At 38.6% G+C, this 23516-nt stretch carries 25 protein-coding genes and 1 riboswitch; of the genes, 20 read left to right on the top strand and 5 right to left on the bottom strand.

Features of this window, described 5'->3' with window-relative positions:
* Positions 1 to 79 precede the first annotated feature (79 nt).
* The 7 genes from HM131_RS13860 to HM131_RS20730 all read left to right on the top strand — a co-directional run bounded on the left by HM131_RS13860 (position 80) and on the right by HM131_RS20730 (position 6612).
* Entirely contained in the window at positions 80 to 1093 is a 1014-nt protein-coding gene (locus HM131_RS13860) for an ABC transporter substrate-binding protein (RefSeq protein ID WP_085030327.1), read from the top strand.
* A 14-nt stretch (positions 1094 to 1107) separates the two neighbouring features.
* Positions 1108 to 3135 (top strand): iron ABC transporter permease, encoded by a 2028-nt coding sequence (locus HM131_RS13855; RefSeq protein WP_085032004.1) that lies wholly within the window; start codon positions 1108 to 1110, stop codon positions 3133 to 3135.
* Positions 3136 to 3265: 130 nt separating this feature from the next.
* The gene (locus HM131_RS13850) at positions 3266 to 3775 is read left to right on the top strand and encodes a hypothetical protein (RefSeq protein WP_085030326.1); all 510 of its coding nucleotides are present in this window, start codon (positions 3266 to 3268) and stop codon (positions 3773 to 3775) included.
* A 299-nt stretch (positions 3776 to 4074) separates the two neighbouring features.
* Positions 4075 to 4632 (top strand): short-chain dehydrogenase, encoded by a 558-nt coding sequence (locus HM131_RS13845; RefSeq protein ID WP_085030325.1) that lies wholly within the window; start codon positions 4075 to 4077, stop codon positions 4630 to 4632.
* A gap of 148 nt (positions 4633 to 4780) precedes the next feature.
* On the top strand, positions 4781 to 5578 hold the full coding sequence (locus tag HM131_RS13840) for a LysM peptidoglycan-binding domain-containing protein (protein WP_085030324.1): 798 nt from the start codon (positions 4781 to 4783) through the stop codon (positions 5576 to 5578).
* Between the two features lie 161 nt (positions 5579 to 5739).
* Positions 5740 to 6093, top strand: a complete 354-nt coding sequence (locus HM131_RS13835) for a DinB family protein (protein WP_232324789.1) — start codon at positions 5740 to 5742, stop codon at positions 6091 to 6093.
* A gap of 354 nt (positions 6094 to 6447) precedes the next feature.
* On the top strand, positions 6448 to 6612 hold the full coding sequence (locus HM131_RS20730; RefSeq protein ID WP_157130827.1) for a hypothetical protein: 165 nt from the start codon (positions 6448 to 6450) through the stop codon (positions 6610 to 6612).
* Positions 6613 to 6638: 26 nt separating this feature from the next.
* Here HM131_RS20730 and HM131_RS13830 read toward each other — a convergent pair whose 3' ends face one another.
* The gene (locus tag HM131_RS13830; RefSeq protein WP_085030323.1) at positions 6639 to 6833 is read right to left on the bottom strand and encodes a hypothetical protein; all 195 of its coding nucleotides are present in this window, start codon (positions 6831 to 6833) and stop codon (positions 6639 to 6641) included.
* Positions 6834 to 6878: 45 nt separating this feature from the next.
* Positions 6879 to 7097 (bottom strand): DUF3951 domain-containing protein, encoded by a 219-nt coding sequence (locus HM131_RS13825; protein ID WP_085030322.1) that lies wholly within the window; start codon positions 7095 to 7097, stop codon positions 6879 to 6881.
* 192 nt (positions 7098 to 7289) lie between these two features.
* On the opposite strand from HM131_RS13825, the gene dapF reads away from it, so the two are divergent.
* The 4 genes from dapF to HM131_RS13805 all read left to right on the top strand — a co-directional run bounded on the left by dapF (position 7290) and on the right by HM131_RS13805 (position 11355).
* On the top strand, positions 7290 to 8267 hold the full coding sequence (dapF, locus tag HM131_RS13820; RefSeq protein WP_085030321.1) for a diaminopimelate epimerase: 978 nt from the start codon (positions 7290 to 7292) through the stop codon (positions 8265 to 8267).
* Positions 8264 to 8665, top strand: a complete 402-nt coding sequence (locus HM131_RS13815; RefSeq protein WP_085030320.1) for a secondary thiamine-phosphate synthase enzyme YjbQ — start codon at positions 8264 to 8266, stop codon at positions 8663 to 8665. The genes dapF and HM131_RS13815 overlap by 4 nt, the downstream gene beginning before the upstream one ends.
* A 282-nt stretch (positions 8666 to 8947) precedes the next feature.
* A riboswitch (purine riboswitch) is annotated at positions 8948 to 9048 on the top strand.
* A gap of 72 nt (positions 9049 to 9120) precedes the next feature.
* Positions 9121 to 10413 (top strand): NCS2 family permease, encoded by a 1293-nt coding sequence (locus HM131_RS13810; RefSeq protein ID WP_085030319.1) that lies wholly within the window; start codon positions 9121 to 9123, stop codon positions 10411 to 10413.
* A gap of 603 nt (positions 10414 to 11016) precedes the next feature.
* Positions 11017 to 11355, top strand: coding sequence for a hypothetical protein (locus HM131_RS13805; protein WP_085030318.1), 339 nt, complete (start codon positions 11017 to 11019; stop codon positions 11353 to 11355).
* 311 nt (positions 11356 to 11666) lie between these two features.
* Here HM131_RS13805 and HM131_RS13795 read toward each other — a convergent pair whose 3' ends face one another.
* On the bottom strand, positions 11667 to 13145 hold the full coding sequence (locus HM131_RS13795; RefSeq protein ID WP_332308710.1) for a flavin monoamine oxidase family protein: 1479 nt from the start codon (positions 13143 to 13145) through the stop codon (positions 11667 to 11669).
* 615 nt (positions 13146 to 13760) lie between these two features.
* On the opposite strand from HM131_RS13795, the gene HM131_RS21110 reads away from it, so the two are divergent.
* The 5 genes from HM131_RS21110 (at position 13761) to HM131_RS13775 (ending at position 16054) form a co-directional block, all read left to right on the top strand.
* Entirely contained in the window at positions 13761 to 13916 is a 156-nt protein-coding gene (locus tag HM131_RS21110) for a hypothetical protein (RefSeq protein ID WP_232324788.1), read from the top strand.
* A 125-nt stretch (positions 13917 to 14041) separates the two neighbouring features.
* Complete coding sequence (locus HM131_RS13785) at positions 14042 to 14437, top strand: VOC family protein (protein ID WP_085030315.1); 396 nt, start codon at positions 14042 to 14044, stop codon at positions 14435 to 14437.
* A 192-nt stretch (positions 14438 to 14629) separates the two neighbouring features.
* Positions 14630 to 14797, top strand: coding sequence for a hypothetical protein (locus HM131_RS20720; protein ID WP_157130825.1), 168 nt, complete (start codon positions 14630 to 14632; stop codon positions 14795 to 14797).
* 395 nt (positions 14798 to 15192) lie between these two features.
* Positions 15193 to 15603 carry a hypothetical protein gene (locus HM131_RS13780; RefSeq protein ID WP_085030314.1) on the top strand — a complete coding sequence of 137 codons (411 nt, stop codon included), beginning with the start codon at positions 15193 to 15195 and terminating at the stop codon, positions 15601 to 15603.
* 145 nt (positions 15604 to 15748) lie between these two features.
* Positions 15749 to 16054, top strand: a complete 306-nt coding sequence (locus HM131_RS13775) for an inner-membrane translocator (RefSeq protein WP_085030313.1) — start codon at positions 15749 to 15751, stop codon at positions 16052 to 16054.
* 330 nt (positions 16055 to 16384) lie between these two features.
* Here the strand turns inward: HM131_RS13775 and HM131_RS13770 are convergent, their stop codons facing one another.
* The gene (locus HM131_RS13770) at positions 16385 to 18343 is read right to left on the bottom strand and encodes an alkyl/aryl-sulfatase (protein ID WP_232324787.1); all 1959 of its coding nucleotides are present in this window, start codon (positions 18341 to 18343) and stop codon (positions 16385 to 16387) included.
* 670 nt (positions 18344 to 19013) lie between these two features.
* Between HM131_RS13770 and HM131_RS13765 the strand changes: the two genes are divergently transcribed.
* Both HM131_RS13765 and HM131_RS13760 read left to right on the top strand, forming a co-directional pair.
* Entirely contained in the window at positions 19014 to 19838 is an 825-nt protein-coding gene (locus HM131_RS13765) for a CPBP family intramembrane glutamic endopeptidase (protein ID WP_085030312.1), read from the top strand.
* A 463-nt stretch (positions 19839 to 20301) separates the two neighbouring features.
* Positions 20302 to 21402: an NADH:flavin oxidoreductase gene (locus HM131_RS13760; protein ID WP_085030311.1), complete on the top strand. Its 1101-nt coding sequence runs from the start codon at positions 20302 to 20304 to the stop codon at positions 21400 to 21402.
* A gap of 207 nt (positions 21403 to 21609) precedes the next feature.
* Here the strand turns inward: HM131_RS13760 and arr are convergent, their stop codons facing one another.
* Positions 21610 to 22026 (bottom strand): NAD(+)--rifampin ADP-ribosyltransferase, encoded by a 417-nt coding sequence (arr, locus tag HM131_RS13755; protein ID WP_085030310.1) that lies wholly within the window; start codon positions 22024 to 22026, stop codon positions 21610 to 21612.
* A 306-nt stretch (positions 22027 to 22332) separates the two neighbouring features.
* On the opposite strand from arr, the gene HM131_RS13750 reads away from it, so the two are divergent.
* Both HM131_RS13750 and HM131_RS13745 read left to right on the top strand, forming a co-directional pair.
* The gene (locus HM131_RS13750) at positions 22333 to 22884 is read left to right on the top strand and encodes a hypothetical protein (protein ID WP_085030309.1); all 552 of its coding nucleotides are present in this window, start codon (positions 22333 to 22335) and stop codon (positions 22882 to 22884) included.
* Between the two features lie 102 nt (positions 22885 to 22986).
* The gene (locus tag HM131_RS13745; protein ID WP_085030308.1) at positions 22987 to 23463 is read left to right on the top strand and encodes a GNAT family N-acetyltransferase; all 477 of its coding nucleotides are present in this window, start codon (positions 22987 to 22989) and stop codon (positions 23461 to 23463) included.
* Positions 23464 to 23516 lie beyond the last annotated feature (53 nt).

The following is a 23516-nucleotide window of genomic DNA, read 5'->3' as shown; positions in this document are numbered from 1 at the left end:
TATCAATTGCCCTTTAGGGTATAAAGATGGGTGATTAAGGTTCTACATAAAAGATGAGAAGAAGAAAGGATGAACGAATGTGAAAAAGTTTTGGCTTTTAGCACTTATTTTAATGCTTACCGTTCTCGCTGCTTGCGGCGGGGGAGAAGATACAGAAGAATCAGGAGGTTCAGAGTCTGAAGGTGAACAGTCCGAAGAATCAGCCGACGAATCACGCTCTGTAACGATCGAAGATGCTATGGGGGAGAAGACGATCGAAGGCACTCCTAAGAAGGTAGTTGTTTTGGAGTGGACATATGCAGAAGACCTTCAAGCGCTAGGCATGGAGCCAGTCGGTGTTGCTGGTCTGGATTCCTATGGAGACTGGGTTGACGTAGGCATTCCTTTCAGCGATTCTGTCAAGGATGTTGGCACGCGTGCTGAGCCGAACCTCGAAGCGATCTCCCGCCTGGATCCAGATTTGATTATCGGAGTTAAATTCCGTCATGAAGGAATCGCGGACAAGCTGGAGTCCATCGCACCTACAGTTATGTTCTCTCCATATTCTGAAGAAGCGGCCCAGGATCAATATAAGAATATGATTGATGAATTCAATACAATTGCGAAAGTTGTTGATAAAGAAGATAAAGCAGAAGAAGTATTGAACAACATGGAACAAACATTCAAAGAGCAGCAAGAACGTCTTAAAGAAGCGGATAAAGACGAAATGGACTATGTGATCACTCAGGCGTTCACTTCCCAAAATACACCAACGCTTCGTTTATTTACAGATAACTCGATTGTCGCTAAAGTCATGAATAAAATGGGTATGAACAATGCCTATGAATCAGACAAGCTAGAAGTATACGGCTATACATCTACAACGGTAGAGACGTTGCAAAATTACCAGGATGCAAACTTCTTCTATATCGTTCAAGAAGAAGATAATATCTTCACAAATCAGCTGAAAGGGAACCCGGCTTGGGAAAACCTTAAGTTTGTGAAAGAAAATCGCACGTACAAAATGCCTGGAGATACTTGGACATTCGGCGGACCGCTATCTGCTGAAGTTCTTGCTAAACAGGTCGTAGATGCCGCTGTAAAAGAGAAATAAAGTGAGTGGATAATATGAACGCAACGTTCAGAAACACAATGATCGCGGTTCTCACCTTTGGAGGTGGGACCGCATTGTTGTGTCTTTTAACTTTTATACATATTAATCAGGGGAATGTGGAAATCCCATTGGGCACCGTCGTTGACGCGCTAATGAATCCTAAGGATACCATTCAGCATCATACGGTGAGAATCTTGCGTCTACCTCGAGCCGTGATGGGAATTATCGCTGGCGGAGCACTCGCTGCTTCGGGGGTTATTTTGCAGACAGTGACAAAAAACCCGCTGTCTTCTGCAAGTACATTGGGAATTCATTCTGGCACGTATTTCGCTGTCGTTGTAACGACGATTTTCTTTCCGTTTGCGATGTTTGCAAATGGCATAGCTACGGCGTTTATCGGAGGAATTACGACGTTTGCCATCGTCTACTTGCTCTCAGGGGCAGGCAATGCGACACCTGTCCGAATGGTATTAGCCGGAATGATTGTCACATTCCTATTTTCGTCCCTAACTTCTGTTCTGCAGATTTTTTATGAAAATGAAACTCAAGGGCTGTTCTTGTGGGGATCAGGAACACTCGTTCAAAACAACTGGGACGGTGTGCAATTTTCGCTTCCGCTTGTGGCGCTTGGATTAGTGATTGCCTTCGGGTTTGCGAACAAGCTGGACACGTTGACGCTAGGGGATGATGTGGCCACTGCCCTGGGTCAAAATGTCCGGACCGTCAAGTTCATTTCGATCCTTGCAGCCGTCCTTTTGACTAGTGTAACCGTGAGTATCGTTGGACCGATCGGATTTGTCGGACTTGTCGCTCCTCATCTCATTAAATTGATTGGATACCGCTCGCATATTCCGTTATTGATCGGCTCTGCCTTATGGGGCGGAAATGTGCTGCTCGGAGCTGATGTGTTAGCCCGAATTATCGACCCGTCGTTTTCTGAACTTCCAGTGGGAGCTATCACAGCACTAATTGGTTCCCCATGGTTAATCTGGCTCGTGCTAAGAATGAAGCAGGAGGGGAACAATCAGGAAACAGGCTCGGTTATGGCAGGCAAAGCTTCTGCGAATCTTTCACTTTGGAAAGTGACGCCAGTACTAGGGATTATCATCCTGCTCACTTTATTTGTGAGTATGGCGTCAGGGAATTACGGGTTTGAACCAATCGTTGCTTATGATGCATTGTTCGGTCAGTCAAACGAATTTATTAAAAACTTCATTTTGAATTTAAGACTGCCTCGTGCATTGGTTGCTTTATTCAGTGGAGCAATTCTTGCTGTAAGCGGACTGATTTTCCAAGGAGTACTAAGAAATCCATTAGCTGATCCTTCCGTGATCGGAATTACGTCAGGTGCAGGTGTCGGTGCTTTGATGACGATGTTTGTCTTCAGTGTTTCCACCTTCTGGATTCCTGTAGGGGCCATGGTCGGAGCGCTCATCTTCTTCTTGATTGTGATGGCTTTAGGAGCAAAAGCAGAGTTCCAGCCAACCGTGCTTGCGCTATTGGGGATCGGTATTTCAGCTTTTGGCTCAGCGATTATACAAATTCTTGTTGTTCAATCTGATCTAGGTGTCGCTTCTGCCTTAACATGGCTGTCAGGGACAACTTACGCTAAAGGCTGGGCTGAGCTGTTGCAGTATTTGATTTGGCCCGTCATTTTGTTCATTCCGCTTTTAGTGTTCTACATCAAGACGCTTGATGTCTTGTCACTGGGGGACGACACTGCGAAAGGGCTCGGACTTCGTGTCCGTTCGGTTCGTTTTCAAATGGCTCTAATCGCAACTTTACTTGCTGCATGCAGTGTTGCAGCTGTCGGTTCAATCGGCTTTGTCGGTTTGATTGCTCCGCACGTCGCGAGATTATTAGTCGGGAGTGCCAATCAGAAGCTGCTGCCTGTAACGATGCTTCTTGGAGGCTTTCTATTAATTATTGCGGACTTGTTCAGCCGTACGCTATTGGCACCGAATGAAATTCCATCAGGTATTCTCGTTGCGTTAATTGGTGCGCCATACTTTTTATGGCTAATGAAAAAAAGAGCTTCTTAACTCAAAAATAAATGATCGAGGACCAAATCAAATAGATTTGGTCCTTTTTATTTAAGGTTAATACAATAAGGCCAGTCTTACTGTGGTAGGATAAAAGTAATACAAAACTGGTAGGTTGGGAGTGTTTCATGTGAGTAAAGTGAACAGGGGGATAGTAACGATCATAACTCTTTTCTTATTATCTGGCTGTATGAATAATGCTTCCTATGTACTTCGAAGTGAGAACGTCCTTCCCAAAGATTTCTACAGTATTTCCTTCTCTCCAGAGAAAGGCTATCCCGAATTTCTAGTCATGAAAGCGACGGATCAAACTACATTTAAAGAACTATGGAATTTTTACAACTTCAGTGGGGAAGTGTCAAAGCTCGACTTTGATAAAAAAGGTGTTTTATTCATCGGTACCTACGAATCTTCATGTGAATCTTTCGTAAGCAGCGTAAAAGATATTGAAAACGAAATAGTGATAGATATTGATACAGAGATGGGGACAGGGGGGTGTGCAGATATTGCCGACCATAGATCCTTCATCGTTGAATGGGATAAAAGGGATCTGAAAAAGCATAATCACGTGGTGTTTTCAGAAGGCCATGAAGAAGTTAAGGTTCCATTTAAAGAAATTAAAGATATAAATAAAGAGTAATCAAATGAACAAGAATAAATGACTTCATTACATACTAGGTTTCTCTTTCTTCAATAATAACTAAATCATTCGATGTAAGTGAGATCGTGGATTTGCAAGGCGCTTGTTTCGCATACAACATTAAATAACGTAAATATAATGGAAGCACCCTGAATAATAGGGTGCTTCCTTAGGATTTATGTTCTTTCATTCATAAATTTATAAGGAATGTTAGTTAGCTGCAATGCTATATTTCATACTTAGTAGGGAACATAGAAGTCATACACCTAGATAAGTGAGAACTTTAAAGGAGGAATCGAATGAAACATGCTTTAATTATAGGCGGAACAGGTATGCTCTCTAACTGCTGTGTGCAACTAGCGAAGCAAGGATACCATCTTTCTATCCTTGCCAGAAATGAGGAGAAGATGGATAGCCTGAAGAAGAAAATAGATCCAATCAGTAAGATGACTAAGCTGCTCGTCGATTACACAGCAGAGGATAAACTGCGCACAGCTATTCGAAAAGCTATCCAAACCCATGGACCCGTTTCACTCGTTGTCAGCTGGATTCATTCTACGGCTCCAGAAGCACCTCAAGTTGTCATAGATGAAGTATCGGCATCTGGAGAGCCTTTCCGGTTCTTTCATATTCTTGGAAGTTCATCTGATCCGGTTGCCTACAAAGAGGCACTTTCATTACCTTCACAGGGGCACTATCGTACTGTGTTGTTAGGTTTCTTCAAAGAAAAAGAAGGTTCACGCTGGCTTACTCATGGCGAAATATCTAATGGTGTAGGAGATGCGATTGAAAAAGATGAACCGTTCTATACAGTAGGTGAGGTAGAACCTTGGGAGGAGAGACCTGGATTTCAGTAATTAAATCATGTAGCATTCTCAATTCATGTAAATAGTTAGACTCAATAAAAAGTTTTGATGACGGATTTTTTAATTCATCTAGTCATACTTTTCTTTATAATTATCTGGAGTCTATTTTCATAGGATTTACGGAAAGGGGGTGTTTAACATGCCAATGATCCAGACCAAAGGACTCATTTACACGGTTAAATCAGGAGACACACTTTATTCTATTGCTGCACGATACGGGAGCACGGTCGCTGCGATAGAGAGCGCAAACCATTTATTTCCCCCTGTGACCGATAGAGGGTTGATTTTTCCGGATGATGTACTCGTTATTCCTACCTCCACTTCCGATCCTATTGTGAGTCATATTGTAACAAATGGAGATACTCTTATGGCGATTGCTCAAACCTTTGATACTTATGTAGACCTGCTTGCAGGTGTAAACAAGCTGGCCAATCCGAATTTGATTGTAGTTGGGCAGCGTCTGCTTGTGCCTGCATTTACTTATGAGGTTGTCAGTGGAGATACGCTTTATGCTATCGCAAGCGTGTATGGGGTTACGGTTTCAGACTTAGAAGAAGCCAATGCAGACCGTCCTGGATTCCAAAGAGATGTGATTTGGCCGAATTATCAGTTGATCGTCCCTATTCCTACCTCAAGAAATATTTTCGTTACAAATCCGCTGCCAGGTTCTACTATATCTAACGGTCAACAATTTGAGGGTTATGCCAGAGCTTTTGAAGCTGTTATCAATTATCAGATGAGAGACGGTAACGGTGTTGTCGTAACCGATGAACGTTATGCCATGGCAGATGAAGGAGGACCTGCGTATGGAGTTTTCAGTACAACCATACCGTTTGATCGACAGCCGACGTCTAACACAGGAGAACTTTGGGTATACACGATAAGTGCTAAGGATGGAAGTATCCAGGACCTTATTAAAATTAGAGTATACTTCTGATTGAAATAAAAAGGAATGTACGCAATTATTAATGCCCAGAGCCATGACTCTGGGCTTTTTCATTGTGTGATTGACGATCATAGTTTTAGACATCAAAAAACATAATTAGTGATAGGATTATTGTAAGAACTTGATAAGTAAACGATCAAGGAGGAGAAGAGTTGAGTTATCAAATAATCATTGAAACCTATAAATGTCACTTGCAAAGCTATTCACCCGAACAGCTTAGATATATTTCTGAAGAAGGAGTATGGTCTCTTGGTCAGATGTACAAGCATCTAATAGAGGTGGCTTTTGAATACTTAGAAAATGTAGAAACCTGCTCTGCTTCCAAACAAGAACAAGAATCAGGAAAGACCGAGGCAGGCATTCACATCTACAAATTTGGCTGTTTTCCTCCAATAAAGATTAAGCTGCCCGACGTTCCGGATCATACCCCTAGTCATTCAGTGAGTAAAGAGGAGCTTTTGATAGGTCTTGATCAAGTATCAAATAGTTTACGAGAATGGGAATAAAAAGTCGACGATATAAATCCTAACTATAAAGTTGAGCATGGGGGATTCGGCTGGCTGAATGCACGGGAGTGGTTTGACCTTGTCGAGATGCACTTCCGTCACCATCTTCGCCAGAAATGTGAGCTTGAACAGAAATTATCGTTTTAATAGGTTTCCAAAAAATAAGCGGAACAATAAACTTTGTCTCGCTTATTTCATTTTCGGTATTTTATTGTCGTAATAGAGCATATAAAAAACACGTGTTCTACTAAAATAGACAATCCTCTCCGTTGAAATTGAATATACAAAAATTATAATAATAGTATACAAAAGATAGATGATTTGGACACTAAGCGGTGGAGGGACAGGAAGAAAATGTACAAGCTCGTCAGGAAAAATAGTGGGAAAACAGAAGTGCTGAAGGATACTCTAATTCAAAAAGATAAAGTCTTTACCGAACATGATAAAGCAAAAACATTGGCAGAAAAACTCAACTCCATTTTAAGAGATCAGCGACTATGGGACGTGCAAAAATTTTAAGAGGCAACGGCCTCTCTTTTTTTTGCCTATTGATCCGTTTCATTTATTTTTTTCAATTTGATATAGTTGCCGATCGCTCCAATAGTTCCTGCAACTATAAAAATGATGGGGATGTATGTATTGGAAGTTACAGGGACATCAGCAATCCATTCATAGAGGCCGACTATACATAATAACAGACTGCTGAACAATCCAATTTTTACTCGAAACTCTTTATTCATCGTATTCCTCCTAAAAATGTGTGACAAGTGGTATTAAACACGTATTTATTCATCCTTAGCGTCCCCTTGCTCCTTTTCCTCTTCCTGTTCGTCTTCCTTATTCTCTTCTTGAAATTCATGAACGGACTGACCCGTGATGTAGTCAAAAGGAGTGTAGACGTTACTGGGGATACTTTTTCTGATCCAAACTTTATATACTACAGTAAGAATAAGAGCGATAAAAAGCAAGACAAATAACGAAGTAGAAAAGACGGATAAGCTCATCTGTTCAGCGCCTCCCAAAAGAAGATAGCAATCTATTTTTACATCGAATCATTCAACAGGTTAATCGTACCATACACACCATGAAGATGATTATCCAAAATTGAAATAGAATCGTTCAGCTTTTCAGAACTATCACTCAAACTTCATCGTATGCTATGATGAGACAAATGAAAACCGTAGGGGGCGTCGTTAGTGAAGGTAGAATTTATTAAATGTCATGGATCTGGGAATGATTTCATCATGATTGACGAGATGAACGAATCGTATGACTTCAGTGAAAGTGAACGTAAAGAATTATCTATATTATTATGTGATCGTCACAAAGGGGTCGGGTCTGATGGTATTCTTTTTGTTATGCCAAGTGAAAAGGCTGAAGCGAGAATGCGTATGTTTAATTCAGATGGAACGGAAGCAGAAATGTGCGGTAATGGATTGCGGTGTGTCGCACGCTATGTCATTGAGAATCTAGGAAAATCTGAAGTGGCCATTGAAACCGAAAAGGCGGTCTTAGCCTCCTCAAAAGTAGCCGAGATTTATCCTGGAATCGATACATTCTCGGTCGCAATTGAGCCTGTTTCCTTCGAGGTAGCTTCACTGCCAATGAGCGTCAGCAGTGAACAATTGATCGATGAGTCAATTCCAGAGCTTTCAGACAAGCGGACATTTACAGCCTTAAGTGTACCCAATCCTCATATCATTTCGATTATGGATGAGGTCGAACAGGACGAATTATTGAAGGTTGGTAAAAAGGCGAACCATTTGCCAGAGGTTTTTCCAAATGGTGTAAATGTAAGCTTCGTGAAAGTAATAGAGAAAAATAAAATCTTTGTTCAGACCTATGAGCGAGGCGTAGGGTTAACGAATGCGTGCGGAACAGCGATGTCTGCTTCCTCGCTTGTATCCACTATACTAGGTCCGAATGAGGTCGATACACCTATTGTAGTCATTAATAAAGGTGGTCTTGTGAACTGTGTCGTAGAAAAATCAGAAGAACGTTACTCGATCCAGCTGAGAGGGAATGGGACTTATGTATATCAATCAGCTGTCGATATCAATTTTGAAAACAAGGAGTTCCACGTTTATGAAAAGGACTTTTTCAACAAAGAAAATGAGAGATATCAAGAGCTGGAAACCTACGCACAATCACAAGTTGGAGGTGGACTTTCATGAATAAGGTATTTGAAGTGAAAACAAATCATCATGAACAAATGATCGATGTCACATCTCAAGTGAAAGAATGGATCAAAAATGAAGGAGTGAAAGACGGACTTGTTGTTGTTTCATCCATGCATACGACTGCAGGACTAACAGTAAATGAAAATGCTGATCCGGACGTAAAAACGGATATGCTTCGACGCTTCTCAGAAGTCTATCCCTGGGAGCATCCGGAAGATCGGCATATGGAAGGAAATACAGCAGCTCACATGAAGACAAGCACCGTCGGGCATGCGCAAACCTTGATCATTGAAGACGGTAGCCTTGTGCTCGGGACGTGGCAAGGGCTGTACTTTTGTGAATTTGATGGACCACGCAATCGAAAATTTAAAGCGAAAATTATAAAGGGTTAACTAGAGAAGAGCGGGCGCTTGCCCGTTCTTTTTTATAGAATCGTATTTTTAGATGTAGAATGAGAGTCTGTTCCACAATATGGTAGAGAGGAGAACAGTGATTTTCGTAGGTACACTATTCTTTTTATCCCTGATCGGATATCCCACAGCAGCCGTTTTCCACTAGCCATTTTTCCTCATTAGTTGAGAAGCATAAAATAAAAAAATCAGAAAAAAGTGAATTCCCGAACATTGATGATACCCATTGACCCACACATTTTCCATTGGTATGATTCTCCCTATGACAAAATAGATACAGTACCTTGTATAAGTTCAGGAATATGGCCTGAACGTTTCTACCAGCTACCGGAAATAGCTAGTCTACAGGGAGGAATATATGATTATTCTCTTTCCCTATATAAAAGCACCGGTAGTATGCCGGTGCTTTTTTTGTTGTTAGATTAGGAGGGAACACCATGAGAAAATTCTTCAGATTCAATGAACGGGAAACCAATTATCAAAAAGAAACGCTGGCAGGAATCACCACGTTTCTTTCTATGGCCTATATTCTTGTCGTCAATCCGATCATTTTAAGTCAGGCAGGCATGGATAAAGGAGCGCTCTTCACAGCGACAGCGTTATCCGCTATTGTCGGTTCGCTTTTGATTGGACTGCTTGCAAATTTTCCTGTTGGGATTGCTCCAAGTATGGGACTCAATTCGTTTTTCACCTTTTCTGTAGTCATTGGAATGGGCATAGAGTGGCAGGTCGCCTTAACTGGAGTGTTTATCGCAGGAATTATCTTTATGATTTTAAGTCTTCTTAAGATAAGAGAGAAGATTATTAATGTAATACCGAAAGATTTAAAACATGCCATTGCAGGCGGAATTGGCTTTTTTATTGCATTCATTGGATTAAAAAATGCAGGTATTGTTGTAGGAAGTGAGGAAACATTCGTATCCATTGGTAATTTAACATCACCGACTACTGCACTGGCTGCGTTCGGCTTCGTAATAACTCTTATGATGCTCGTACGTGGTATTCGCGGCGGGATTTTCTACGGCATTGTCCTTACAAGTATTATAGGGATGATTGTCGGGTTAGTAGACGTACCGAATGCTATGGTAGGAGAGGTGCCGAGTCTTGAGCCAACATTCGGCGTTGTATTTCAGCACCTGGGAGATGTGATGACACCAGAAGTCCTTGCTGTTATTTTTACTTTCTTATTTGTCGCATTCTTCGATACGGCTGGTGCCCTCATTGCAGTCGCAAGTCAGGCAGGTATTATGAAAGAAAACAAAATCCCAAACGCGGGTCGAGCTCTGTTAGCCGATTCTACTTCTGGAGTCATGGGAGCGATCTTCGGAACTTCAACTACAGCTTCTTTTGTTGAATCATCAGCAGGAGTCGCCGTTGGCGGTCGGACCGGTTTTACGAGTATAGTGATTTCTGTCTGTTTCTTTATCGCCTTATTCTTCTCGCCCGTACTCGGTGTCATAACACCTGAGGTAACCGCGCCCGCTCTTATCATTGTCGGAGCTCTAATGGCGACAGAAGTGAGAGAAATTGACTGGAGCCGGTTCGAAATCGTAGTTCCGGCATTCGTCACGATAATCATGATGCCGCTCACCTTCTCTGTTGCTACAGGGATTGCTCTAGGGTTTATCCTTTATCCATTCGCTATGATTGCAAAGAGAGAGTGGAAACAGGTTCACCCGATTATGTACTCTCTTGGCTGTTTGTTTATTATGTATTTTGTGTTTCTTTAAAATAGAGTGAGTGATTTAATATAACACTAGTAATGGTCCGTTATGGTTGAGAATAACGGACCATTTTTTCGTTGTGGAACAGGAAGTAGCAGTCGAATTACCATATATATCTTGAAACTGAGTCTTCAACAAACGGGCAGGTTAGTTGAAGACTCAGTTTCGAGATATTTCACCAAAATATGTTCAAAAGAACTTGAGTGGTTGAAGTTGTTTTGAAATAATTGGAACTAAGATATTTTAGAGATCTATAAATAAAGGGAGGGAAGTTTTTGATTTATATTATCGTGTACCTCTTGTTGTTCTCTTTGTTATTTTAAACTACTCATGGGGCCATTTGGAGTACTATACAGCCTTTTCTAAGTGAGGACGTGACAACCTTTTATATCATATTAACTTACTTAATTCCTATAGAAATCGCGCTAATAACAGGGATAATAGTTTACTATCTCCTTAAGGTTGCAAAACGAATGTACAGAATTACAAATAATTAACCTGTGATATTGCAGATACCAAAAAGTTTAGAAAAAGATAGAGAAGAATATATTAAACCTCTAGAATACAAAGAAGCTTTAAGAATTTTTGCAATGAAAGGCGGTGAGAAATATGTCTCCAACACAACCTTTTTGGGTTAGCGCGATTTTTAACCTGTTTATAATTATTTCTGCTACTTTTGCAATAAGAGGAATTATTAAAAAACAATTACTCTTATCTTCGGTTATTTCGCTTATTTTAATTCCTATACTAACTTTTTTGACTGTTTTTTCAAGTATAGGGAGAGGAAATCAAACTGAGTATGAGTACTTAATAAGTAGTGTAGCAGAATATAACAATTTGGTGTTTGGTTTAAGTTATGATGTAATAATGGGTTTTTCCACTATTTTCAATACAACTATGTTAGGCTGGAAGTACCGTTATCCAGTACAAGATACGGTGCCCTCCTAACATTAAGGAGGGTTATTTGTTCATGTGTTAAGTGATTTATCCTAAACGTAAGTTTTTTGGTCGGGACTATTGAATCAGGTGCGTTTAATATATTTCTTCAGCAAATGATAATAAAAGTCTAAAGGAACCCACCAATGATATAGGTGAGGAACTTATAAAAGATACCACTATTACCATATCCCACTTTCTTAATTATAAGAGCTAACACTTCTGCTCCTATGAAAACTATAAACAGATCCTTTCCTGATTTAGCCCTTCGTAATACGTAAAATTTTGTGAAGATAACGAATTTATTATTGATGAATATTGGTTCAATCATTTTTATCATTGACCTCATAGGCAGCTCGAATTGCTGATTCAATCGCGCCTTCCACCCAACCATGAAAAGGTGATGTGTGTTCTCCGGCAAAATGGATCCTACCTTCAGGTGAATAAAGAGCATCTGAAAAATCAGATGCTTGGTTTGGTGCAAACAGAGTAAAACACCCAGCAGAGAATTGGTTTTGACTCCAACTATAGGAAGTACCTTTAGAAAAGTACTTATAAACCTGATTACCGTAAATTCTAGAAAGACCTTGCAAGGCCTCCCGGATTCGTTCATCATTGGGTAAACTATTCCACAAGTTGGCGTTTTGGGCCCAACTATAACTTCCAAGCATCACCCCTGGACCAGCCTCTCCAATGTTGTGACTTGGACTATAGGTGTAGCGTAGTGGAAGATCGGTAATAATATTACCAATGTTGCCAGACTCCCAAAACTTCGATTTGAATTCTAAACCAACTTTTACAGATGATACATAATTAAGTTCTCTAATAGCTTTCCATTTCTGAAAAGAAATAGAATCATAAGGGTAAATTTCAATAAATTGAAATACGCTATATGGGACGGTGACTATCGTATAATCTCCTTGAATCCTATGATATTCATTCGTAGTACGATCCCGAACAGTTACTATAATTCCATCATTATCTTGAATAATTTGATGTACTTTTTGGTAATATGAGATGTTTTGTCGGAGCTCAGGTAATAAAGCTAAGGGTAGCTGGTCGTTTCCACCTGTTATCTCATAAAATTTTAAGTCCTTATTGAAAACTGTACGTACAATATCTAACAAGATGTCTACAAATGATAATTCAGGGAATCCCTCAATGCCAAGAATTACTTTAACCATACGAATTGCTTCAGGAGATAAGGAATTGCCTAATAGGTTATTTCGTAAATGGTCATCAAACGAATAACGATCAAATTTCTTTCTTAAACGGTCTTGCTCATCAGGGGTTGCTTGTTCGTAAAGATCAAGAAATGGTTTTACTGCAGACGACAATAGTTCTATAGCTGTTTTCCCTTGTTCTTGGGGTGGTAATGGGAAGTTGAATATATTGGGATTGGATTCATAAAGCGTATCGGTAGCTTGAATTCCGTTAATGAGGAATAAATCATTTTTATTAATAAAGACATTAATAGGTAAATTGAATTTTCGAATATACTCAAATACTAGGTTATGTGTATCAGGAAAGCGCATGGCTCCTGCATCCAAATAGAGTCCTTTTGAAAAAGGCTCACGTATTGTGTAGATTCTCCCACCAATCCGGTTATTTCCCTCCAATATGATTACTTCATGCCCCGCTTGTTTTAATAAAGAAGCAGCGACTAAACCGGCCATACCAGCTCCAATGATAATGATTCTTTTAGAGTTCATCGTAGGAGTTAATCCATTACGGACGATGGATTTCATATCTTGAGGATATTCTAAATTCCCATAACTGTAGACATCAGCTCTGTTTTTCAATAATTTCCCCTCCCTAACTTTAAAAAATATGCATAAGTTTAAGGAGTATTCAACTAAATGAATAAGTAATTAATATAGTTCATACTGTCTGCAGCATGTCTCATTCTCCTCAATACAATCGTTTTTAAATGTGGCATTTATCTTGTGAGATTCCGAGCTGACATAAGAGGAGGATGATTAGATAATGTGAAAGATGGTTTTTCCTCAGAATTTCAAGAGCTAGAAAGACGTAAAAGAAGACTTAAAAAAATTCGACATACGCCAGTACCTTCACAAAATCAGATTCAAGGTGATCACTGGCGAGATATAGTCCTTGGGTGCTTTTCGATATATGAGAATGGAGAAATTACCTTATCCTCAAATAGTAGAAAATTCAGAAAATTAAGGTATAGCTTTTTGTGATAGAAAAAAATACAAACACCTGTAAGACATTTATTAGAGTTGATAACATTTGTGCTTCAAAATTAATAGTTACAAATGATAAACCTAAGAAGGAAATCCCTTGACATCGAGTTTTGTAGAAAAGGGGCGTTTGCGATATCAGCATTTGCTCAATACATAGTTAAAAACCGGGTAGGTGCACAAAGAAGAGTACTTGGGGAGAGGTGGGGTAAGTTGAGAGCTTTAATAAGTTCAATATTAGCTTTTCTAGTAGTCTGGACAGGCTTTGGATTGATTTTCGATGACTTTGATGAGGGCATACTTATCTTTACTATTGCTGGTATTATTACGGGTTATAACATTGGGAAAAAGAAAAAAGATAAATTTTAATAAATAGTAGTTTCTTTACTAGTGACTAATATTATCTTGAAATCGAGTCTTAAGCAAATGGGGGCGATTCTTTAATAAATCTGACATTGTTATGATGTAATTATGCATAGGAAGGGGAGGTTTTAGTGAGTGAAGGCTTACTTCATCATGTAGAAATTTATGTTTCCAATTTAAAGAAGTCAGAATCATTTTGGCGCTGGTTTTTGGAAGAGTTAGGTTACCAGTCTTATCAAAAATGGGATGAGGGACAAAGTTGGAAGTTAGGAGAAACTTATTTAGTGTTTGTCCAAACAAAAAATAAGTTTTTAGACGTACCTTACCACAGATGCAGGACTGGTTTAAATCATTTGGCTTTTCACGCATCTTCACGTGAAAGAGTAGACAAAATGACAAAAATGCTCAAGGAGAGAGGTATAAATATTTTATACGAAAACGAACATCCTTTTGCAGGTGGTGAGGATTATTATGCGGTTTACTTTGAAGACCCGGATAGGATAAAAGTAGAATTTGTTGCCCTATAATCATAAGATGTTATTCAATTATCTTGATTTCGAGTCTTACATAAACGGGGGTATCTAAAAATTAATTGGATCATTACTTAGTGTACTCATTAAGTCAGAGTACACTTTTTAATGTCTTAAATGAGCTGGGACGAGAACGTATATTCTGTTATTCTGAATTATATGGAAATATTTATAAACGGAGGAGATTGGATGGAGGAATTCATGTATCCAGAAAGATGGGAAATCAACTCAATTTTTAACGTGTCTTCAGATTCAGTTGTTATACATAATCATTTAAATGAGATAGATCAGGAAGTAACGAAGTTAGAGGTTCTTATTGGAAATACGGAAGATTCTGTGGATGGGGTCGATACTTAAACCAAAAAGCAAAATTGCTAGGTAACAATTCTATGCAAGCCTATGATTTTTGGGCCCCAGTAAATAAAGAAGTTCAGTCAATTAATTACCAGGATGGTATAGAATTCATTTTAATCCTGAATTAGAAAAGTTCTCTCGAAAAGCAATCCAACAAAATTGGGTAGAAGCAGAAGATCGTTCCAATAAGGCTGCCTTTGCTTTTTGTGCCGGTTTCCCATTGTCGGGAGAGTCTAGGATTTTTTCGTCTACTTATTTTATTTTGTTCAATTATATATCCAATAACATTTGCTATACTCTTCTAAAAGTAATAGATATTGATCTCGTGTTAGAATCCACACTTAGAGTTAGCTTCTGGTATTATCATTAACTTATTTGGTATTAAAGGTAAGAGAGTCATGATAAAAGAAAGGGGATTATATACGATTAAAAGGCTAATCGAATTTTTGAAGGAAAAATTAGAAGTGATAAGAGGTGATTTTATAGAAGGTATAAAGCACTTTAGAATAATGTGGTGGCTGTGGAAATTTAAAGTGATCATATCAACAGTTATAATTTTCAGTATCATTACCGGAATATATCTTATTGAATTAACTGGGGAGAGTCCAGAGTATGTTAGCGGGTACTTTTTAGGGATTTCTGGTATTATTTTATTTTTGACTTGGTTGTTTAGTAAAAGAGTAAAACAGTTAATTCCTAAGCAAGAAGTTAAAAAGTTTTTGTTTATTTGTCTGACTACACTCGCTCCATTTATTTTAGTTGGAATCGTATATTTAATCCTGAAAGTCATTGATTACCCTTTACCATGATATTTACTAATAAAAATATTTAAGGAAGGGTATTTATAGAGTTTATCTTGATTTCGAGTCTTCAACTAATGGGGGCTATTGTTTAAAAGAGTACTCGTCCTTCTATATTAATTATATTAAACATAAGTATTTTAGGAGGGATTGTATGGCTTATGACGTACTAATGTGGTTATTTCTTGCAGCATTGATAATCCCAGCAAACATATACGCAATCAATTGGCATAGAAGAGGGAATTTTCCCCTCTGGGCTTCTGGTCTTTTATTAGCAATTTTTGGCGTTGGGCTTGGCTTTGCTGTTGGTGGATTTCTGATAGGACCTGGTAACTCCGGTCAAGGAGGAGCAATAATGGCAGCTTTTGTAGGTCTTGTTACAGTAGGTAATGGATTAATACATTTCTTCATAGGGCTTATATTTACAATTGGAAAACTATTTACTAAAAAGAATACTTAAGTATAAGAGTAAATCAAGTCACGAAGATTTAACATGTGACTTGGTAGTTACTTTCGAATAAGAGTGGAATAATGTCAATCACTTACAGCGCTGAAAGGTGCGTTAGTTAATAATTTATACAAAATACCTTGAAATCAAGTCTTACTTTATCGGGGGCGATTGTTCAATATAAACGATCGCTTTTTCACTTTGTTGAAGAGTTGATTTCGTAATATTCAACAAAATGATGCATGAGTTCTAGTTGCATTCGAAAACGCCATCGCCCTTTCCGATATAAAGCTGTGATAAGAAAACAAGTAATATCGCACACGATATTACTTGTTTTTATGTTTACAAATCATTGGTTCTTTTTTTACTCAAGGGCGTCATAATAGGGAAGTCTGTGTCTATTTGATCAAGAGCCCATAAAAATTGATGCCACTTTTGAATATTTCCTATGACTTTGATCGAAGAAGGAGAAGGACGGTTGTTGGTGGTGGCTAACTCATATAAGGTTTCTTTACTCATGATGACCTTAACTTGATCCTCTTTTAATTCATTAGATAAGTAACGGAAGATGCCTCGTTTAATCTCCGTCAAGGCTCCTTCTTTTCTATCCGGAATAATGAAGTTCAATTTGAAGTCATACTCCCCAGCGATCAATCCGTTTATACGGATACTCAACATGTTCAACACTTGTTCGAGTGTCATGATATCCAAAACCTCTGTTGTGATGGTAGATTGCTGTATAGGAATAATTCCATAACGAAGTTCTTGAGCCCCCATCAAATACTCATTACGCCATGGCCCGGATTCTGCGATGTAGCCAAGCTGCTCCAGAGCATCCGCGCAAAGGTATTTGGCATTCTTATTGGATGGGTTTGCGAAGATAACGTGCTTGGTAACTTCAGCTACCCATTGGTAATCACCATCTCTAAAGCTTTCATTAGCTTTTTTGATGACTTCTTCCTCTCCACCCATAAAATCCACATATTTTTTTGATGACTCTTCCGGGAGCAGCTTGTTTAAATCGACAGGGTTTCCGTTGTACCATCCCATATATTTTTGGTATACTGCTTTAGAATTATGATTGACCGTTCCATAAAAAGAGCTGTTAAACCACTCGTCTTTTAAACTTTCAGGAAAGGTTACCATTCTTCCTACTTGATCGATAGTATAGCCTTGGTTGATCAATCTTAGTGTTTGATCATTTATATATTGGTACATGTCTCGCTGTTTTTCCATATAATCGATGCAGTATTCTCTCCCGTGTCTTGGCCAATTATGCACTTCAAATACAGATGTCAATTGTTCTCCAAATAGCTCAATGGCCTGTTGGATATATTTAGCCCAAGCGACGGGGTCCCGCACTTCAGCTCCGCGTAATGTATAAATGTTATGAAGCGAAGCTGTACAGTTCTCTGCAATACAAAGGCTTTTTTCTTCAGGGATAAACGTATTCATCTCAGCTGGAGCTTCTGTATCCGGGGTGAGTTGGAATTGCACTCTAACACCATCGATGACTTTCTCTACATAGGATTCATTCCTGGATAGTGAAATTTCTTCAGCAGAATGGACTAAAGTCACAACACCAGTGGATACATACTTTCCAATGCCGCTGTCTACTTGACCTTTTTCTCCACGAGGCAGCACCTCACCATACATGTATAATCCTCGTCTCGACATGGCCACACCTGCGGTCACATTCTCTTCCAGGGCTGCACTTAAAAAGCCGCTTGGTGCATAAATTTTTACATCATCGGTAGTTCCGCTATTCAGGACTCCATCAACACCCCCATAATGATCGACGTGTGAATGAGAAAAGATGATGGCACTAATCGGGAACTTTCCAAAATAGCTGTCGATTAATTCAAAAGCGGCTTCTGCTGTTTCTCTGCTTGTGAGGCAGTCGATAACAATCCAGCCTGTCTTTCCGCGAATAATACTCAAGTTAGCAAGATCAAATCCTCTGACCTGGTAAATGTTTTCTGTCACTTGGAAAAGACCGGCATTTAAATTTAGTTTTCCCTGGTGCCATAGTTTTGGGTTAACGGATGAAGGAAGTTTGTCTTTCAACAGGAATTCATAGCGTTTTAAATCCCAAACAGGGAGAAACGAGTCATCTGGTTTGATAACGGGGAGGGAGACGCTTTTCAGCACATTTCTCGTAGCCCACTCCTGTTCAACCTTCAATCTTTCCCACGGAAGGTTCGTTTTTATAAATTCGTTAATTTTTTTCGTTTTCTTTGTGGCATCCTTGCGAAAAGGGGTGAGTTCTGCCTCCATCCTCTTGTTATGGTTTTGTTCCATGAGATGTCACCTCCATTGAATATAGTATTCAGGAGACATTCTCTTCATACATGGGAGAGCGTACAAAAACATGAGTAGGAGGCTCCATAAGGTCCTAATGATGAAACCTTGCATGCCTCCCTACACTAATGCTTTATTATAATTAAAATATATGTATTTACCTCAACATCTCGATACTGAGTCTTCACCTATAGAGGGCTAATTCATAGCAAGAGGCTGTTCCCTTTTTCTAATTACATAGAAAAAAATTGAATAGTTTTAACAATAGAATTACAAAATTATCGATAGCAATATGAGGTTAGGAGAGTAAAAAAGGAGTAATTATTTAATAGAGTATTTAATCTCACGGAGGAGCATAAGGCCTCAGAAGACATTTCTCCTTTACTTAGGAAAGCAAAAGAATTTCTAAATACTGAAGAAATTGCCCTTCTATACGTGTTGGGACATAGCTTTGAGTTTAACGAAGACAGATGGGAAAAAATAGAACTTTTTTGGGTTTATAAGCGGTATTGATTCAATATACTATTTTTCTAATCTTGAATTAGCTGAGTATATCCAGGTTTATAGAAGTTTAGAGTATTCATCTGAAAACAATCCCTTTACAATCATAGTTCGGTAAACATACTTCTCAAGGATGGGGATGAGGTAATAGAATTGAAAGGAGGAACAAATGAATCAAAAGAAGATAGGATTAAGAAATATAAAACTATGGCACATCATACCTCTCGTATTAGTGTGGGAAATATCTTACACGGTATTTTCAATTGGCTTTGATCCCAGTGAATCAATTACTGAGATAGCAGATATTACTTTATACATATTCATTTTTTTATGGATTTGCCTTGAGTTATCCAAAAGAGGGTTGAGATATGCAAATATAAGCACTAAAAATGATGTTAAGATTCCTTGGATTAGTTTGTTTACCTTTGTTCCAGTAGTAAAAATAACTGCATCGGCATTATTTATGACTCTTGGAGTATCCATTCTTTTTGCATTCCCTGGTATAGGTGATGTCCCTTTAGCAGATCAAAGACTGCAGAACCAAGCGTTGCCTGCTAATATTCTGTTAAAAATTACTATAGCTGTTGCATTAGCTCCAGTTATAGAAGAGCTATTTTTCAGGGGAATGATGCTTAACAAGTTTGTTTTAAAATATGGCCGTCTTAAGGGTGTAATATTTACTGCAATCTTATTTACAATTGGTCACCCATTTAGTTTTATTAGTGCATTCTTGATGTCCATATTATTTTCAATAGCCTATTTAAAAACGGGTAAAATATATGTTCCAATTTTCTTACACTCTTTTGGTAATTTTTTAGCGTTTATGAATGAACTTTATCTTTCACCTTTGTTAGGGAGTGAAGAAACTCAATCATTACCAACTCAAGTGGATTTGATAGTAATAATTATCATTGCTGCTATATTACTTTTTGCAACGGTGTTTGGATTAATCAAACTTTATCCAAGGGAAAAAGGATACCATCTTCAGGCATAGGGGAGTTTTTTCTGGAGAACTGAATAATAAAGTCTAAAATACATTTCTAAATCCAAATTATCTTGAAACCAAGTTTTAAACCAACGGGGGTGATGATCGAAAAAGATAGTCGCTCTTTTTCAATCTAATTAATTTACGTAATAATGTGTTATCTTGGCAAATTTTAAAAAGGGGACGTCAATGCTGTATCAGTACCATTTAGTGAAGTAGATAAGGATTTACATATCCTAATACATAAAGCTAAGGAGAACGTTGAAAAAGAAGGTTTTACAGTCCAGAAAGGTAACACAATATGGACAGAGATTAAATGCAGAAGTGCAGATGCAGGCGCGTCTTTACAAGCAAAAGAGCAGACTCCCCAGTTCTAGTCGAAGTATGGATGTGCTGGACAGAAACAGATTTCTTTTGTTTCCTCCTTTCATCTGTGATAATTACATACATCGTTGGAAAAGGAGGCAGATCAATGACAAACCAAACAACAACGAAACCTTTATTTGAAACTTTTACTAGTGATAAATTAAATTTACCAAATCGTACCGTAATGGCACCGATGACACGTGGATTTTCACCTGGGAACGTTCCCGACGAGGAAGTGGCGGCGTATTACCGTAGACGTGCTGAGAATGAAGTTGGATTGATTATTACAGAAGGAACTGGAATTGACCATCCAGCTTCTGTATCTGGTGCGAATATTCCTGTATTTCATGGAGAGAAGGCGTTGAACGGCTGGGCGGATGTTGTGAAAGAAGTACATGAGGCCGGTGGTAAAATTGCCCCGCAGCTGTGGCATGTAGGAATGACTCGCAGCAAAGGGGATCTTCCAAACGAAGAGGCACAGCCGGTGGGGCCTTCAGGCCTAAGCTTGGATGGGGAGAAAGTGAACGAACCATTATCTACAGAAGAAGTAGAGGCCTTGGTGGAATCCTATGCCAAAGCAGCAGCAGATGCGAAGCGCATCGGCTTCGATGCTATTGAAATTCATGGGGCTCATGGTTACTTAATCGACCAGTTCTTTTGGGGAAACACCAATAAACGCACCGACCGTTATGGCGGCGATTTCGTTAAGCGCACGCAATTTGCCGTAGAGATCGTAGAGGCGTGCCGGCGTGAAGTTGGTGAAGATTTCCCAATCATTTTTCGTTTCTCCCAATGGAAGATGAATGACTTCCAAGCGAAATTGGTCAATAATCCCGATGAGTTGGAACGCTTTTTACAGCCGCTTGTTGAAGCGGGTGTGGATATTTTCCACTGCTCCACACGCAGGTTCTGGGAGCCTGAATTTGAGGGTTCTGACTTAAACCTTGCAGGCTGGACAAAAAAACTATCTGGCAAACCGGTCATTTCTGTCGGGTCTGTTGGCCTTGATGGTGTCTTTACGGACTTTTCAGGTGCCGGCACAGCAAGTCTTGACGGTTTAGTGGACAAACTTGATCGTGATGAGTTCGACCTTGTAGCCATCGGTCGTTCGTTATTAATGGATCCTGCATGGGTGAAGAAAGTGCATGAAGGTAGAGTGGATGATCTATTAGCCTTTAATAAAGAAGCACTGCAAAAACTATATTAATCTTATAGTCCGAATACAGGCGCCCTTATATCAGGGCGTCTTTTTAAGCCTTCATTTAAAAACCCCGTAAAGCCAAAAATAGAAAAAGAATAATGACAGTCTTATTGATGGTAGAGTAGCCTATGTTTCTGGCTATAGGTGTATTAGGAAAGTTGATTGGCATTTTGAAACCATATTATTCCTGTTATAAATTTATTGATGCTGGAGTTAATCGTAGATTACATCTTTTCCTTGTTCACGTAACTTTTTCAAAGAAGTAAGCATATGTTTGATCTCTTCATTTGAATGTCTTTCCCATGAACTTAATTCAGCTATGATTTTCAAAGGCGACTTAGACCTATAAGAACGTGTTGGGTTTCCAGGGAATTTCTTGTCAGTTAAGTTCGGATCATTTTCAAAGTCACCTAATGGATCTACAATATAAATTCTTTCTTTTGAATTAGCTATTGCTAATTCAGCTCCCCATTTAGCAGCGTCCAATGTTGCAGTGAAATAGATATAGTTAGACTTTTTGTTTTGATAATTTGATAAGTGGTGAGGTTTTAATAGGTCTCCAATTTTTAATTCTGCTTTAGTACCATGAAAGAAAGGACCTTTATCTAAGACATCTTTTTTTTCATTCATAAAGATACACCTCTAATTTTGGATTTGTATTTTAAAGTATAGAAGAGGAACTATAGAAAGAGTAGTCTATAAATAATATGCAATTGGTAGTATAATGTAAGTAGAGGGAATGTAGTTCGTCGACAATTACATATACAGAAAGTGATAGTAAACAATCGGGGCGATTCTCGTTAGGGGGGATGGCCTCCTTATTTATGAGAACAGGATTGTTTAAGGACAGTTTGGATTAGAAATCTTTAATAGATTTTATACGTGAATTTTGAAGAATGATAGTTTAACCGAGTTATAAAAGAGGAGTCATGACAATTGCTGAAAAGAAAAACAACACAATTTAGTATGCACTTACTGTTACTATTAGTTGTGTTTGTATTTACAGGATGTAGTTATGAATCACCTGCAGAGGCCATAAACAATGGCTGGTCTGGAGAAATAAAAGTAAATGATGTCCTTTCTAGACAAAAAACAGATGACGGAACAATAGTTCTTTTTACTGCACAAGATGTAGATAAGAGTGAAAAATTTAAAAAATTGGGGTTTGCATTAGTAACTGGTCAGAATGATAAAAGTTGGGAGTTTATCTTTTCTACTATGATCGCCATGACTGACGACTCATTTAGTGCAAGACACAATGTATTTCATTATGAAACCGAAAAAGGAAATGTACAGGAGATGCCAATAGCGTTTGGGATATTGAAAAATGAAAATATAGCTTCTGTAACTGCAGAAGTAAAAAATGAGAAAAAAGAAATAGAAATACTATCCACTAAATCCGGTCGTTACTTTTATCAAGTGAATGCCTGGGGTCCAATAAAATTTTTAGACGAAAATGGGGAAGTTATTGACCGTTATGGCACTTAAAGTTCAATGAAGGGATACTTTAGTTACAGATACATCAAGAGAAATCTTGAAAACAAGTAAGTGGTACATAATCATTTATTCAATCATTAAGGAGTAAAAAATATGGATATATCTATTCGAACCGCCGAGCAAAACGATTATGAGTCATTGTTGCCTTTGTTTAGACAGGTTCATGAATTCCACGTTTTTGAAAGACCAGATTTGTACAAAGAAAATTCAACTCCAGTCGAGCAAGAGTTCTTTGAAAGCCAGTTAATTGATAGCAAACAGCACATTTTTGTGGCTACTCTAGGCAATGATATCGTCGGGGTTATAGTGACGAAGGAAGAAGAAACAATTGAAAATTCTTTTCTCAAATTGAGGAAAGTGTTATTTATAAATAGTTTATGCGTTGCGGAGACGTATCGAAAGAAGGGGATCGGAAAAAAACTAACTAGATATGTTTTTGATTTTGGGAGGAACCTCCGAGTTGATAGTATTGAATTGGGAGTATCCGAGAAAAATACATCTGCCATTGAATTTTATAGATCATTGGGGATGACTACTAAAAGTAGAAAAATGGAGATTAAATTCAACTAAAGGGTTCGTTAGTCGAATGGCTATCCCATGATATCTTGGTTCCGAGTCTTCAA

Source organism: Halobacillus mangrovi (assembly GCF_002097535.1).
GTDB lineage: Bacteria > Bacillota > Bacilli > Bacillales > Halobacillaceae > Halobacillus > Halobacillus mangrovi_A.
The sequence above is the reverse complement of the archived record's forward strand: the minus strand, read 5'-3'. Positions and strand labels throughout refer to the sequence as shown.

Excerpts from the sequence above, each read along its gene's own strand:
- HM131_RS13855 (WP_085032004.1), top strand. The coding sequence starts at position 1,108 with ATGAACGCAACGTTCAGAAACACAATGATCGCGGTTCTCACCTTTGGA.
- HM131_RS13770 (WP_232324787.1), bottom strand. The coding sequence starts at position 18,343 with ATGGAACAAAACCATAACAAGAGGATGGAGGCAGAACTCACCCCTTTT.
- HM131_RS13845 (WP_085030325.1), top strand. The coding sequence starts at position 4,075 with ATGAAACATGCTTTAATTATAGGCGGAACAGGTATGCTCTCTAACTGC.
- HM131_RS13745 (WP_085030308.1), top strand. The coding sequence starts at position 22,987 with ATGGATATATCTATTCGAACCGCCGAGCAAAACGATTATGAGTCATTG.
- HM131_RS13825 (WP_085030322.1), bottom strand. The coding sequence starts at position 7,097 with ATGAGCTTATCCGTCTTTTCTACTTCGTTATTTGTCTTGCTTTTTATC.
- HM131_RS13810 (WP_085030319.1), top strand. The coding sequence starts at position 9,121 with ATGAGAAAATTCTTCAGATTCAATGAACGGGAAACCAATTATCAAAAA.
- HM131_RS20720 (WP_157130825.1), top strand. The coding sequence starts at position 14,630 with ATGGAGGAATTCATGTATCCAGAAAGATGGGAAATCAACTCAATTTTT.
- HM131_RS13780 (WP_085030314.1), top strand. The coding sequence starts at position 15,193 with ATGATAAAAGAAAGGGGATTATATACGATTAAAAGGCTAATCGAATTT.
- HM131_RS13760 (WP_085030311.1), top strand. The coding sequence starts at position 20,302 with ATGACAAACCAAACAACAACGAAACCTTTATTTGAAACTTTTACTAGT.
- HM131_RS13805 (WP_085030318.1), top strand. The coding sequence starts at position 11,017 with ATGTCTCCAACACAACCTTTTTGGGTTAGCGCGATTTTTAACCTGTTT.
- HM131_RS13775 (WP_085030313.1), top strand. The coding sequence starts at position 15,749 with ATGGCTTATGACGTACTAATGTGGTTATTTCTTGCAGCATTGATAATC.
- HM131_RS20730 (WP_157130827.1), top strand. The coding sequence starts at position 6,448 with ATGTACAAGCTCGTCAGGAAAAATAGTGGGAAAACAGAAGTGCTGAAG.
- HM131_RS13815 (WP_085030320.1), top strand. The coding sequence starts at position 8,264 with ATGAATAAGGTATTTGAAGTGAAAACAAATCATCATGAACAAATGATC.
- HM131_RS13840 (WP_085030324.1), top strand. The coding sequence starts at position 4,781 with ATGCCAATGATCCAGACCAAAGGACTCATTTACACGGTTAAATCAGGA.
- HM131_RS13830 (WP_085030323.1), bottom strand. The coding sequence starts at position 6,833 with ATGAATAAAGAGTTTCGAGTAAAAATTGGATTGTTCAGCAGTCTGTTA.
- HM131_RS13765 (WP_085030312.1), top strand. The coding sequence starts at position 19,014 with ATGAATCAAAAGAAGATAGGATTAAGAAATATAAAACTATGGCACATC.
- arr (WP_085030310.1), bottom strand. The coding sequence starts at position 22,026 with ATGAATGAAAAAAAAGATGTCTTAGATAAAGGTCCTTTCTTTCATGGT.